9 protein-coding genes are annotated in these 12,705 nt (G+C 69.7%); 6 read left to right on the top strand and 3 right to left on the bottom strand.

Going from position 1 to position 12,705, the window contains the following annotated elements:
- Positions 1 to 84: 84 nt before the first annotated feature.
- The 4 genes from ACGFMM_RS17840 to ACGFMM_RS17825 all read left to right on the top strand — a co-directional run bounded on the left by ACGFMM_RS17840 (position 85) and on the right by ACGFMM_RS17825 (position 4,415).
- The gene (locus ACGFMM_RS17840) at positions 85 to 2,598 is read left to right on the top strand and encodes a DEAD/DEAH box helicase (protein WP_393647289.1); all 2,514 of its coding nucleotides are present in this window, start codon (positions 85 to 87) and stop codon (positions 2,596 to 2,598) included.
- 42 nt (positions 2,599 to 2,640) lie between these two features.
- Positions 2,641 to 3,504 carry an acyl-CoA thioesterase gene (locus ACGFMM_RS17835; protein WP_393647288.1) on the top strand — a complete coding sequence of 288 codons (864 nt, stop codon included), beginning with the start codon at positions 2,641 to 2,643 and terminating at the stop codon, positions 3,502 to 3,504.
- A 75-nt stretch (positions 3,505 to 3,579) separates the two neighbouring features.
- Positions 3,580 to 4,056: an SDR family NAD(P)-dependent oxidoreductase gene (locus ACGFMM_RS17830; protein ID WP_393647287.1), complete on the top strand. Its 477-nt coding sequence runs from the start codon at positions 3,580 to 3,582 to the stop codon at positions 4,054 to 4,056.
- Positions 3,999 to 4,415: an SDR family NAD(P)-dependent oxidoreductase gene (locus ACGFMM_RS17825; protein ID WP_393647286.1), complete on the top strand. Its 417-nt coding sequence runs from the start codon at positions 3,999 to 4,001 to the stop codon at positions 4,413 to 4,415. The genes ACGFMM_RS17830 and ACGFMM_RS17825 overlap by 58 nt, the downstream gene beginning before the upstream one ends.
- Positions 4,416 to 4,576: 161 nt before the next feature.
- On the opposite strand, the gene ACGFMM_RS17820 is transcribed toward ACGFMM_RS17825, so the two are convergent.
- A complete protein-coding gene (locus tag ACGFMM_RS17820; RefSeq protein WP_393647285.1) occupies positions 4,577 to 4,792 on the bottom strand; it encodes a DUF6011 domain-containing protein in 216 nt (71 codons plus the stop codon).
- Positions 4,793 to 4,837: 45 nt separating this feature from the next.
- Between ACGFMM_RS17820 and ACGFMM_RS17815 the strand changes: the two genes are divergently transcribed.
- Together ACGFMM_RS17815 and ACGFMM_RS17810 are read left to right on the top strand one after the other, a co-directional pair.
- The gene (locus ACGFMM_RS17815) at positions 4,838 to 5,320 is read left to right on the top strand and encodes a glutathione peroxidase (RefSeq protein WP_393647284.1); all 483 of its coding nucleotides are present in this window, start codon (positions 4,838 to 4,840) and stop codon (positions 5,318 to 5,320) included.
- The gene (locus ACGFMM_RS17810) at positions 5,313 to 6,077 is read left to right on the top strand and encodes a putative protein N(5)-glutamine methyltransferase (protein ID WP_393647283.1); all 765 of its coding nucleotides are present in this window, start codon (positions 5,313 to 5,315) and stop codon (positions 6,075 to 6,077) included. Before ACGFMM_RS17815 ends, ACGFMM_RS17810 begins: the two co-directional genes overlap by 8 nt.
- Positions 6,078 to 6,141: 64 nt before the next feature.
- Here ACGFMM_RS17810 and ACGFMM_RS17805 read toward each other — a convergent pair whose 3' ends face one another.
- Positions 6,142 to 6,978 (bottom strand): helix-turn-helix domain-containing protein, encoded by an 837-nt coding sequence (locus ACGFMM_RS17805; RefSeq protein ID WP_393647282.1) that lies wholly within the window; start codon positions 6,976 to 6,978, stop codon positions 6,142 to 6,144.
- A 119-nt stretch (positions 6,979 to 7,097) separates the two neighbouring features.
- Positions 7,098 to 12,705, bottom strand: a 5,608-nt coding sequence (locus tag ACGFMM_RS17800) for an RHS repeat-associated core domain-containing protein (protein ID WP_393647281.1), incomplete at its 5' end; no start/stop codon positions are given.

Genomic DNA, 12,705 nt, shown 5'->3' with positions numbered 1-12,705 from the left:
GGTCGACGGGGCATCGTATCCTCCGCGATCTTCGGGCCGACGGCCGGTTCCCTCATCCGGGGGGAATCCAGGCAAGATGGGGGCGTGACCCTTATCGATCAGCTGCCTGCGACCGCCGACCCCGACGCCCTCTTCGAGGCCTTCTCCTCATGGGCGGAGGGCCGGGGAATCACGCTCTACCCGGCCCAGGAGGAGGCGCTGATCGAGGTGGTCTCGGGGGCGAACGTGATCCTCTCGACCCCGACCGGCTCCGGGAAGTCGCTGGTCGCGGCGGGTGCGCACTTCGCGGCGCTTGCGAACGACCAGGTCACCTTCTACACCGCGCCGATCAAGGCGCTGGTGTCGGAGAAGTTCTTCGACCTGTGCAAGATCTTCGGCACCGAGAACGTCGGCATGCTGACCGGCGACGCCTCCGTGAACGCGGACGCACCGGTGATCTGCTGCACGGCCGAGGTGCTGGCGTCGATCGCGCTGCGCGACGGCAAGGACGCCGACATCGGCCAGGTCGTGATGGACGAGTTCCACTTCTACGCGGAGGCGGACCGCGGCTGGGCCTGGCAGATCCCGATCCTCGAACTGCCGCAGGCACAGTTCGTCCTCATGTCGGCGACGCTCGGCGACGTGTCGATGTTCGAGAAGGACCTGACCCGGCGCACCGGCCGGCCGACCGCGGTGGTCCGCTCGGCGACGCGGCCGGTCCCGCTGTCGTACGAGTACGAGCTCACGCCGATCACCGAGACGCTGACCGAGCTCCTGGAGACGAAGCAGGCGCCGGTCTACATCGTCCACTTCACGCAGGCGCAGGCCGTGGAGCGGGCGCAGTCGCTGATGAGCATCAACATGTGCTCGCGCGAGGAGAAGGACAAGATCGCCGAGCTGATCGGCAACTTCCGCTTCACCACCAAGTTCGGCCAGAACCTCTCGCGGTACGTGCGCCACGGCATCGGCGTGCACCACGCGGGCATGCTGCCGAAGTACCGCCGGCTCGTCGAGAAGCTGGCGCAGGCCGGTCTGCTGAAGGTCATCTGCGGGACGGACACCCTCGGCGTGGGCGTGAACGTGCCGATCCGCACGGTGCTGTTCACCGCGCTGACGAAGTACGACGGCAACCGGGTGCGCACGCTGCGGGCCCGGGAGTTCCACCAGATCGCCGGCCGCGCCGGTCGGGCCGGCTTCGACACCGCCGGTCTCGTGGTGGCGCAGGCGCCCGAGCACGTCATCGAGAACGAGAAGGCGCTGGCGAAGGCCGGCGACGACCCGAAGAAGCGCCGCAAGGTGGTCCGCAAGAAGGCCCCGGAGGGCTTCGTCGCGTGGAGCGACACCACCTTCGAGAAGCTGATCGGCTCCGAGCCGGAGCCGCTGACCTCCCGTTTCAAGGTCACGAACATCATGCTGCTCTCGGTGATCGCCCGGCCGGGCAACGCCTTCGAGGCGATGCGCAAGCTCCTGGAGGACAACCACGAGCCGCGGAAGAACCAGCTGCGGCACATCCGCCGGGCGATCGCGATCTACCGCTCCCTGCTCGACGGCGGCGTGGTGGAGCAGCTGGACACCCCGGACGCGGAGGGCCGCACCATCCGGCTCACCGTCGACCTCCAGCAGGACTTCGCGCTGAACCAGCCGCTGTCGACGTTCGCGCTGGCCGCGTTCGACCTGCTGGACCCGGAGTCCCCGTCGTACGCGCTCGACATGGTGTCGGTCGTGGAGTCGACGCTGGACGACCCGCGCCAGATCCTGGCCGCCATGCAGAACAAGGCGCGCGGCGAGGCCGTCGGGCAGATGAAGGCGGACGGCGTCGAGTACGAGGAGCGGATGGAGCGGCTCCAGGACATCTCGTACCCGAAGCCGCTCGAAGAGCTGCTGTGGCACGCGTACAACGTCTACCGGAAGTCGCACCCGTGGGTCGGCGACCATCCGGTCTCGCCGAAGTCCGTCATCCGCGACATGTACGAACGGGCCCTGTCCTTCACGGAGTTCACGTCCTGGTACGAGCTGGCGCGGACCGAGGGCATCGTGCTGCGCTATCTGGCGAGCGCGTACAAGGCGCTGGACCACACGATCCCGGACGATCTGAAGACCGAGGACCTCGAGGACCTCATCGAGTGGCTGGGCGAGATGGTCCGGCAGGTGGACTCCTCGCTGCTCGACGAGTGGGAGCAGCTGGCGAACCCGGAGCTGGAGAGCGCCGAGGAGGCCCAGGAGAAGGCCGACCAGGTCAAGCCGGTCACCGCGAACGCCCGCGCCTTCCGGGTGCTGGTGCGCAACGCCATGTTCCGCCGGGTGGAGCTGGCGGCCCTCGACAACGTCGCCGAGCTGGGCGAGCTGGACGCCGAGTCGGGCTGGGACGCGGACGCCTGGGGCGAGGCGATGGACGGGTACTGGGACGAGTACGAGGACCTGGGCACCGGCCCGGACGCGCGCGGCCCGAAGCTGCTGTCCATCGAGGAGGACCCGGAGCACGGTCTGTGGCGCGTCCGGCAGACGTTCGCGGACCCCAACGGCGACCATGACTGGGGCATCAGCGCGGAGGTGGACCTGGCCGCCTCCGACGAGGAGGGCCGGGCGGTCGTACGGGTGACGGCCGTGGGCCAGCTGTGACGGCCGTGGGCCTGCTGTAGACGCTCCTGGAGGAGGACGACGGTGACCAACCCCGCCGAGAGGCTCGTGGACCTGCTCGATCTGGAGCAGATCGAGGTGAACATCTTCCGCGGCCGCAGCCCGCAGGAGTCGCTGCAGCGGGTCTTCGGCGGGCAGGTCGCCGGGCAGGCGCTGGTCGCGGCCGGGCGGACGACGGACCGCGACCGGCCGGTGCACTCGCTGCACGCCTACTTCCTGCGGCCTGGCCGCCCGGGCGTGCCGATCGTGTACCAGGTGGAGCGGGTGCGGGACGGGCGGTCGTTCACCACCCGCCGGGTCACCGCCGTCCAGGAGGGCCGGACGATCTTCAACCTGACGGCCTCCTTCCACCGGCCCGAGGAGTCGGCGTTCGAGCACCAGCTGCCGCCGCGGCACCTCACCGACCCGGAGAGCCTGCCGCGGCTCGCGGACGAGATCCGCGACCATCTCGGCGCGCTGCCGGAGTCGCTGGACCGGATGGCCCGGCGGATGGCCTTCGACATCCGGTACGTGGACCGGCTGCGCTGGACGAAGGACGAGGTCAGAGGCGCGGACCCGCGCAGCGCGGTGTGGATGCGCGCGGTCGGCCCGCTGGGCGACGACCCGCTGGTGCACACCTGCGCGCTGACGTACGCCTCCGACATGACCCTGCTCGACGCCGTACGGATCCCCGTCGAGCCGCTGTGGGGTCCGCGCGGCTTCGACATGGCGTCTCTGGACCACGCGATGTGGTTCCACCGCCCGTTCCGCGCCGACGAGTGGTTCCTGTACGACCAGGAGTCCCCGATCGCCACGGGCGGCCGCGGTCTGGCCCGCGGCCGCATCTACGACCGTGAGGGCCGGCTGCTGGTGTCGGTGGTCCAGGAGGGACTCTTCCGCAAACTATAGGAGGGCTGTCACAGGGCGGCGGGGTGCGGTGTCCGGTGGGCGTCAGCGACACTCCGGAAGGAACGGAAGTCCATCATGAGCAAGGTCTGGTTCGTCACCGGCTCCGCGCGCGGCCTGGGTCGCGCCTTCGTCGAGGCGGCCCTGTCCCGCGGCGACCGGGTGGCCGCCACCGCCCGTGACGCCGCCCGCCTCGACGGTCTGGTCGGCGCGTACGGCGACGCGGTGCTCCCGCTGGAGCTGGACGTGACCGAGAGGGCCGCCGTCCACGGCTCCGTACGGCGGGCCGCAGAGCACTTCGGCCGGCTCGACGTCGTCGTGAACAACGCGGGCTACGGCCTGTTCGGCGCGGTCGAGGAGCTGGGCGAGCGGGAGCTGCGGGACCAGCTGGAGACGAATCTGCTCGGCCCGGTGTGGGTGGTCCAGGCCGCGCTGCCGCTGCTGCGGGCGCAGGGCGGAGGCGGGCACATCGCCAGATCTCCTCGGTGGGCGGCGTCATGGCGATGCCGATGGGCGGCGGGTACCACGCCTCCAAGTGGGCCCTGGAGGGCCTGAGCGAGTCCCTGGCCCAGGAGGTCGCCGCCTTCGGGATCAAGGTGACGCTGGTCGAGCCCGGCTCCTACGCCACCGAGGCGATCGCCGGCGCCGTGCAGGCGGACGCCGACCCGCTGTACCAGGGGCTGCGCGAGGGCTTTGCCGAGGCCGCGAAGGCCCTCGACGAGGCCGACCCGGCGGCCGCGGGACAGGCGCTGCTGCGGCTCGTCGATGCCGAGAACCCGCCCCTGCGGGTCTTCTTCGGCCGGCACGGCAACGACATGCTCCCGCAGATCTACGCGGACCGCCTGGGCTCCTGGCAGGCCTGGCAGGACCTCGCGGAGGCTGCCCATGGGGCCGGGAGCGGGGCTGTTCGCTAGGGCCTGTCCGGCGGATCAGGGTCGGACAGGCCGCGGCGTCTGGTGCGGTGCATCGCAAGGCGCCGGAGCGCCTCGATAGCGGAGCTATTGGGGCGTTTCGGTAACGCGGCGAGGTGCCGTGCCAGGCGTCGCGGCCCCGGCCATGATGCGCCGGACAGGCCCTAGACCCCGGGCAGGGTGTCCTGCTCGACCTCGTGCCGCCGGGTCCGGATCTCCGGGCCCGGCGGGTGCAGCTTGGCGTCGCAGGAGGGACCGAGGCGGGTGCGGCGGGACGCGGCGCCGGTGAGCGGGCGGCCGCAGAGCCGGCACCGGACGCGGCGGGCTCCCGGGTCGCCGGGTGCGGAATCGATCTCGATTGCCAGCGGTTCTTCTCCCATGTTGAGATCAAACCCCATGTCGGGGACGTCCACGAGGAGCTGTCCATGAGCTTGTACGAGATTCCGCTGAAAACCCTGGCCGGCGAGCCCGTCTCCCTGGCCGACTACCGCGACCGTGCCGTCCTGGTGGTCAACGTCGCCTCCAAGTGCGGGCTGACCCCGCAGTACGCCGGTCTGGAGCGGCTGCAGAAGGAGTACGGGGAGCGCGGCTTCACCGTGCTCGGCGTGCCCTGCAACCAGTTCGCGGGCCAGGAGCCGGGCAGCGCGGAGGAGATCCAGACCTTCTGCTCGACCACGTACGGCGTGAGCTTCCCGCTGCTGGAGAAGACGGACGTGAACGGCGCGGAGCGGCACCAGCTGTACACGGAGCTGACGCAGGTCGTGGACGCCGAGGGCGAGGCCGGCGACATCCAGTGGAACTTCGAGAAGTTCCTCGTCGGCCGCGACGGCACGGTCACCCGCTTCCGTCCGCGCACCGAGCCGGAGGCCCCGGAGCTCGTGGCGGCCATCGAGGCCCAGCTTGTCTGACCTGGGGGTGGTCGAACGGCTGCGGGCCGCGGGCTGTGTCTTCGCCGAGGAAGAGGCGGAGCTGCTGCGCGCGGCGGCGGCCGGTACGGCCGAGCTGGACCTGATGGTCGAACAGCGGGCCTCGGGGCTGCCGCTGGAGCACGTGGTGGGCTGGGCGGAGTTCGCGGGGCTGCGGGTCGAGGTCGATCCGCGGGTGTTCGTACCGCGCCGGCGCACCGAGTTCCTGGCCGGGCAGGCCGTGGGCCTGGCCCGGGCGGGGGCGGTCTGCGTCGATCTGTGCTGCGGCTCCGGCGCGGCCGCCGCGGTGCTGCTGGAGGCGGTGCCGGACGCGGAGGTGCACGCCTCGGACATCGAGCCGGCGGCGGTGCGCTGCGCACGGCGCAACGTGGAGCCGCGCGGGGGCCGGGTGTACGAGGGCGACCTGTTCGCCCCGCTGCCGCGGGAGCTGCGCGGCCGGGTCGACGTCCTGGTCGCGAACGTGCCCTATGTGCCGTCCGGCGAGGTCGGCCTCCTCCCGACGGAGGCCCGGGTGCACGAGCCGCTGGTGGCGCTGGACGGCGGCGCGGACGGTCTGGACGTGCTGCGCCGGGTGGCCGCGGAGGCCGCCGCCTGGCTGGCGCCGGGCGGATCGCTGCTGACGGAGACCAGCGAGCAGCAGTGCGGCCCGGCCCTCGACGCACTGGCCGCGGCGGGCCTGACGCCGCGGGTGGTCACCGACGAGGACCTCTACGCGACGGTCGTCATCGCAACACGCTGACCGCCGGCCGGCCCGGACCGGACCCGCGCAGGGACCGGTCCGGGGCAGGTTCACCGCCTCGGCTTCATCGCCTCGGCGCGCCCCACCATGTCCCGTGGTGGCGATGGACGCGGTTCCAGTCCTCCTCCGGAGCGTCCTCGGGCACGGCCACGAGCAGGGAGGACGCCGCCTCGCACGCGTGCTCGGCCTGCTCCGCCGTGAGGCGGCGGCAGTCCCACAGCAGTCCGGCCATCTCCTCCGTCAGCGGGTCCGCCGGCCGGGGAGGCTCCGGGAGCTCGACTCCCGTGAGGGCGGCGAGGTCGCCGGGCTGCATGCCGAGGGTGACCGCGAAACCGGTCACCAGGTCCGCGGTCAGCGGGACGCGGCCCTGGCCGATGCCGTTGACGGTGGAGGCGGCCAGGTACACCCGGCCGTGGGTCAGCAGGGCGAGGGCCTTGGCGGCGCTGGGCACGGAGTTCCCGAGCCGGTTGCCGCACAGCAGATTGACGAGCAGCGCGCCGAAGCCGCCCCGTTCCGGGTCGTAGGCCCGTAGCGGCTCCTGCGGACCGACGCGCGGTTCCGGGCGCAGCCCGTCGACCAGCCGGTGGACACGGGCCCGTTGGTCCGGCGGCAGCGCCGTGGTGATCTTGATCAGGCTCACGGTCGCGGACCCCGCCGCCGGGTCCCTCGGCGTACGGTCTTCCGGCACGGGGCCACCGGCGATCACGTACAGATCCTCGGGGTGGAAGCCGAGGGCGGGAGCGAGGGCGTCCAGCTGCCGGGACGACGGGGGCGTGCCCCCCACCACGGCTCGGAGTTCGCCCTCCGGGATGCCGGACGCCGACGACAGCCCTGCGACGTCGATCCGGCGGTGCTGCAGCAGTCGGGTCAGAAGGTCGCCGAAGTTCGGGTGATCGGCCATGACGCCACCTTATGTCGAGGGAGATGCGCGTTGATTTCGGGACGGGAGAAGGGCGCGGCCCCCGGGCGCCGATGGCTGGATGCCACCGGCGCGCCGGAAGCCGCGCCCTTGTCCTCACATCACCGGGACGACAGATTCCGGACGTCCCAGGGGTCCCAGACGGTGTTCTCGGTGACCTTCAGTCCGAAGCCGTGCAACGCCCGGCCGGCCACGTGCTCCAGCGGTGCGTAGTCGCCCGCGTTGTCCCGGTAGAACTTGTCGTAGCTGCCGGGCATGTAGTGGCCTGAGCCGTTGCCCATCTTCAGGACCGTGCCGTCCGCGTCGACCGTGAACCCGCCGGCGAACAGCACCGGTTCATGGTCGGCGAGGCTGGTGTGGCCCGGCCAGTCGGCGTCCGGGTGGAAGTACCCGCTCTCGTACAGCTCCTCGTTCATCGCGCGCACCGAACCGTCCGTCTTCTGCACGAAGATGTAGGTGCCGGCCTCGATGTCGGCCCCGGACGTGGCGACCAGGTGCTCCGGGAGCGGACCCTGGATGCCGTCGTCGACACCCTCCCGACCGGGCCGCCAGACATAGGTCGGCTTGATCGAGTCGGCCGCCTCGTCGAGGTACTTGGCCGCCTTGGCCCCCTTGCCGAACGGGAAGACCGCAGCCATGGCGAGGCTGCACTGCCCGAAGGCCGGACGGTCGGCGCACTTCGAGAAGTCGGCCCAGCCGGAGAGCTCCTTGGCGATCGCCGAGAGGTCGAGCCAGCCCTCGAGACCGGTGCTGCCGTCGTGGCTCTGGATGTTGAACTCGAGGTACTCCGGGTCGGGGATGATCGGTTCCACCCCGTCCATCCGGTACTGGCTCCGTGCCTGGCAGCCGACGTCGCAGGACTCGTGCCCGTCCAGCTCGATGTTGTTGACGGGGTTGCCCGCGGCGAAGGCGTAGCGGCTGGAGGTTGCCGGGTCGGCGCCCAGGCTCATGTCGGCCGCGGCGCCGTTGTACATGTCCCGGCTGATGAAGCGGGTCGTGGCCGGGTCGTAGTCACGGAAGCCCATGTCGTAGGTGCCCGACTGGGCGTTCCAGCGCTTGCCGTTGAACCGGTACGGGTTCGTCGGCTCGTGGCCGGGCTCCACCAGAGCGTCCAGACCGGTGAACTGGTCCCTGACCTCCTGGCCGTAGGCGCTGTAGCCGTAGGTGGAGGAGGGGTCACCGGTGTAGTAGGTCATCGCCTCGACGTCGCCGTGGCTGTTGTAGCTGTAGTAACCCGTGTCACCGCTCAGGTGGTTGATCTGGGAGAGGCGTTCGCCTCCCAGGCCGTACGCGTAACTCTTGGAGAGGGTTCCGTCGAGCTCCTCGCTGAGGACCTCTCCCGACAGGCCCAGGTAGTTGTACTCCTCCGTCCAGGCGTCATCGACGCTCTTCTCGACCGTGCGGTCGAGCGCGTCGTAGCGGTAGTCCGTGGTGGTGGTCTTCTCCCCCTCCGAGCGGACGGTGCTGGTCAGGCGGTCGAAACCGTCGAAGACGTTCTGCTCCACGACCTTGCCGCCGTCGCGGCTGACGGAGTTCAGCCGGCCGAAGGCGTCGTAGTCGTAGATGGCCGAGGAGTCGACGAGGTTCGAGGAGGAACTCAGCCTGTTCTTCCGGAAGTAGAACTCGGTCAGCTCCGAGGTCTGGAGGAACAGCTGCTTGGTGACGTTGGAGTTGTCGTCGTGCCAGTACTGCTCCGTCCGGGGCTTGCTGCCCGTCCGGTCCGATTCCCTGATCCGGTCGACCGGGTCATAGGTGTAGACGGTCTGGGACGACATGAGCCCGGCGCCGGAGGCGCCCAGCACCTGGGCGGTGTCCTTGCTCTTGTTGCCGTTGGCGTCGTAGTCGTAGGAGTGCGAGGAGACCGTGGAGCCGTTGGCCTTGAGCTCCTTGGCGGTGCGCACCTGGCCGTTGGCGTAGTAGGTGTAGTCGACGGTGTTGCGGTTGTTGACCTTGGTGATGGTGGCGCGCAGGCCGCGGTCGGTGTACGCGTACTGCGTGACGTCCGGCTGCGGGTCCGTCGGCGTCTGGCCCACCGTGACCGTCTTCACCAGGTCCCGCAGGTCGTACTCGAACTTCGAGTGCTGCTGCGGGTGGCCGATGGTGTCGAGCAGGCCGTTGACGTCGTAGGCGTAGGAGGTGGTCTTCGGCTCCTGGCCGGCCAGCGCCTCCCGGACCGTGGCGACCTCGTCGAGCCCGGTGTACGTCAGCTTGTACACGTCGGGCGTCGTCGTGCCGCGATCGGTCTCGTCGACCGAGTCCAGGTTGCCGTTCAGGTCGTAGTCGTAGGCGAAGGACCGGTCGGCCGGGACGCTCGCGGAGGCGTCCGTGCGGGTCCGCATGGACCCGTCCGGGTAGTACGACCAGCCCATGGTGCGCTGCGACGCGCCGCCCGCGCCGGTCAGCGTCCGCTTCTCCTGCCGGCCCAGATCGTCGTAGTCGTAGCTTGCCTTGATGCCCCACGGGTCCGTGGAGTCCTTGATCCAGCCGTTGTCGTAGTAGGCGTAGACGGTGTCGATGCGCTCTGCCTCGCCCGCCGGCGGCAGTGACGTCCTGGCCACCCGGCCGACCTCGTCGTACACCGTCTGGGTGTAGACGTCGCCCGTGCGCTGGTAGTTGTCCGTGGGGTCGTACGGCTGGAACTGCTTCACCGGCCGGTTGAGCTTGTCGTACTCCGTGCGGTGGGTGAAGTCCTCGGTGTTCGCCGAGTTGACGCCGCGCGGGGTGACGACCTTGGTCCGGTTGCCGACCTGGTCGTACTCGTACTTCGTCGAGCGGATCGTGGTGGCGTCGTACGGCACCTTCTGCTCGACGACCACGGCCCGCTCGTCGTGGACCGTCTCGGTCTTGTTGCCCTCCTGGTCCGTGACGGCCACGACCAGGGAGTCCTTGTCGTAGCCGGTGGTGGTGTACTTGCCGATCGCGTCGATCATCTTGACCGGCCGGTGGTTCAGGTCGTACTCGGTCTTGGTGGTGTAGTCGGCGGCGTCGGCCGTCGCGTTCTTCTTCGGGTCGATCGACGTCACCCGGTTGCCGACGGCGTCGTACACGAAGGAGAGCTTGCCGCCCTTGGCGTCCACGACGGAGACGGGCTGGTAGATCGCGTCATAGGTCGTGGTGGTGACGTAGTCGGTGGTGTCCCCCGTGGTGGCCGTGCCCTTCGGCTGAGTCGTGGTCCTGAGGTTGCCGACCTTGTCGTAGGTGTAAGTGCTCTTGCGTCCGGTGTTGTTGTTGTCCGGAGCCGTGGCCTGCGTGACCCGGTCGGCCGCGTCGTAGACCGCCGAGGACACGGCGCCGGTCGGCGCGACGGCCCTGGTGACGTTGTCGTTGGCGTCGTACTCCGGGGCCGCCGTGGTGATGAAGTCACCGGCGGCCTGGTCCTTCGGCACCTTCTTGTCCAGCGGACGCTTGAAGGTGTCGTAGGTCTGGGTGCTCGTCCTGCCCAGCGCGTCCGTGACCGAGGTGACCTGGCCGCGGTCGTCGTGGACGAACGCGGTCGCCTTCAGATACGGGTCGGTGATCGTCTTCGGGTACCCGTTCGGGTCGAAGTCCGAGTTGACCGTCGTGTTGCCGTTGGCGTCGGTCGTCGTGGTCAGCTGACCGTACGCGTCGTAGGCGTAGGAGGTGGTGTAGCCACTGGTCGTGGGCGCGCACTGGCCCGCGGTCCAAGTGGCCGTCCCCTTGGGGTCGGTGACCGTCTTCAGGTTCCCGAAGCAGTCGTAGCCGTACTTCCAGGTCCGCCCCTCGGCCGAGGTCTTGCGGAACATGTCGGCGGCGTAGCCGTCGCCACGGGTCTGGTACTCGTAGACCACAGCGTTCGCCGGCTTCTGGCCGACAGCGCATTCACTCTGGGCGGGCACACCCGCCTTGTTGCTCTCGGCGTCCCGCTCCCAGAGCGGGTAACCGGTCTTCGGGTCGAAGCAGTGAGCCGTCTTCGCCCCGTTGGCCTCCTCCAGCACGCTGACGTTGTTGTCCGCGTCCCACGTCATCCTGGTGGTCTCGGACTTGGCGTTCGTGGTGCGCACCGGCCGGGCGAAGTCGTCCAGCGTGTAGTGCGTCGCGTGCCCCTCCGCGTCCGTCACGGACGCCTCGGTGAACGCGGGGTTCGCCGTGTTGGGCGCGTAGTCGAAGGCGGTGGCGCCGGCGAGCCGGTCGGTGACGACCTGGGCGCGCCAGTGGTCCTTGGGGTCCTCGCTCTCGCTGGGGTAGTAGTAGTCCAGCGACGTGCCGTTGCCCCGCGGGTCGGTGGCCTCGACCAGCTTGGCGTTCTTGTTGCCCTGGGTGGAGTCGTAGCGGAACTTGAACACCTTGGGCTGCGCCGAGCCGTCACCGTCGGTGATGCGGCCGAGCAGGCCCTGCGTGGTGTAGAGGAACGAGATCTTTCGGGCGGTGGCGCCGGAGCCGGTTCCGGTGATGTCGGTGATCGACTTGACGTGGTCGTAGATCTTCGAGTTCGTCAGGTTCGAACCCGTCGCCACGTTCTGGGCGCCGTCGATGTACTGGTAGGAGCCGTCGCCCTTCTTGAAGTACTCGACGGTCAGGGACGAACGCCCTGCGGGGTCGGTGATGTACTTGAGGAACTTGACCGGCTTGTTGTTGGACTTGCGCTCCTCGTACGTGTACGTCTGCGTGTTGCCGTTCCGCTCCACGACCGAGGTCAGGTAGCCGTCGCAGCCGAACAGGTACCGGGTGCCGTCCGGCCGGGTCATCGTCCAGGCGTCCGGCACGGCGTCCTTGGCCGGGGTGCAGTCCAGGCCGGGCTTCGGCGTCAGCCGGAAGTGGACGCCGGCCGGGGCCTTCCAGGAGCCGTCGGGCTGCTTGCGGAAGACGTGGGTCGTGCCGTCGCCGTCCGGGAGACGGACCTCCGTAGGGTTCGGGTTCGGCCGGAAGTCCAGCGGCGCGCCCAGCCGGTTGATACCCGAGAACTGGGCGGACCAGCCATGACCGAGGACCGTGTCGGAGGTGTCCTGGCTGTTGTACGCGAACCGTGCGGACGTCGTCAGACCACGGCCCGGGTTGGTGAACGCGTTGTACTGCCAAACGGCGTTGCCGGCCGACAGGTTGGTCAGCAGGCTGGATCCGGCGCCGGTGTTCTTGCCGGCGTAGGCGTAGAACTTCTCGAGGCCCAGCTGGTTGGAGGTGGGGTCCTCGACCGCCACGTTCTGCGTCAGACCCGTGGTGCCGGAAGAGCCGGAGACCCAGGTGCCGGTGGTCTTGTTGTAGACGTCCCAGGTCAGGACGTAGTCGGTGCGCTTGTTGCCGTTGTCCGAGTTGATCGGCGTCTTGACCTGCGCCTTGACGTCGACGGTGTCGCCGGGGACGACGTCCTTCGGCAGCGGGGTGTGGACCTGGTTGCCGCCGTTGGTGACGTCGGTGCCGTCAGGCAGGGCCCACTTGTAGGTGAGGACGTGGGAGGCCGCGCTCCACGTGGCGGCGGTGGTGTTGGTGAGGGTGAAGTCGACGGTGTAGTCGCTGTTCGGGGTCATGCGCGCGGGGGTCTGCGGCGCGTAGTACGTGGACTCGGTGGTGGAGTCGATGTACGTGACCACGATCCGCGGGCGCAGCCGCTGTTCGGTGCCTTCGGAGGACAGGAACAGGGTGCGTTCCTGCGTGGCGGTCTCGTCGGCCATCTTGATGATCACGCCCTGCTGGGAGGCGGGGGTGGTCACCCAGGACTGGGCGAGGGAGGTGATGGACCAGTCGTGCCGGGCC

Source organism: Streptomyces sp. NPDC048604 (assembly GCF_043199435.1).
Lineage (GTDB): Bacteria > Actinomycetota > Actinomycetes > Streptomycetales > Streptomycetaceae > Streptomyces.
Note: the sequence above shows the minus strand (reverse complement) of the source record. Positions and strands in the feature narration are given on the sequence as shown.

Coding starts and splice junctions, on each gene's coding strand:
- ACGFMM_RS17815 (WP_393647284.1), top strand. CDS start 4,838: ATGAGCTTGTACGAGATTCCGCTGAAAACCCTGGCCGGCGAGCCCGTC.
- ACGFMM_RS17805 (WP_393647282.1), bottom strand. CDS start 6,978: ATGGCCGATCACCCGAACTTCGGCGACCTTCTGACCCGACTGCTGCAG.
- ACGFMM_RS17825 (WP_393647286.1), top strand. CDS start 3,999: ATGGCGATGCCGATGGGCGGCGGGTACCACGCCTCCAAGTGGGCCCTG.
- ACGFMM_RS17830 (WP_393647287.1), top strand. CDS start 3,580: ATGAGCAAGGTCTGGTTCGTCACCGGCTCCGCGCGCGGCCTGGGTCGC.
- ACGFMM_RS17820 (WP_393647285.1), bottom strand. CDS start 4,792: ATGGGAGAAGAACCGCTGGCAATCGAGATCGATTCCGCACCCGGCGAC.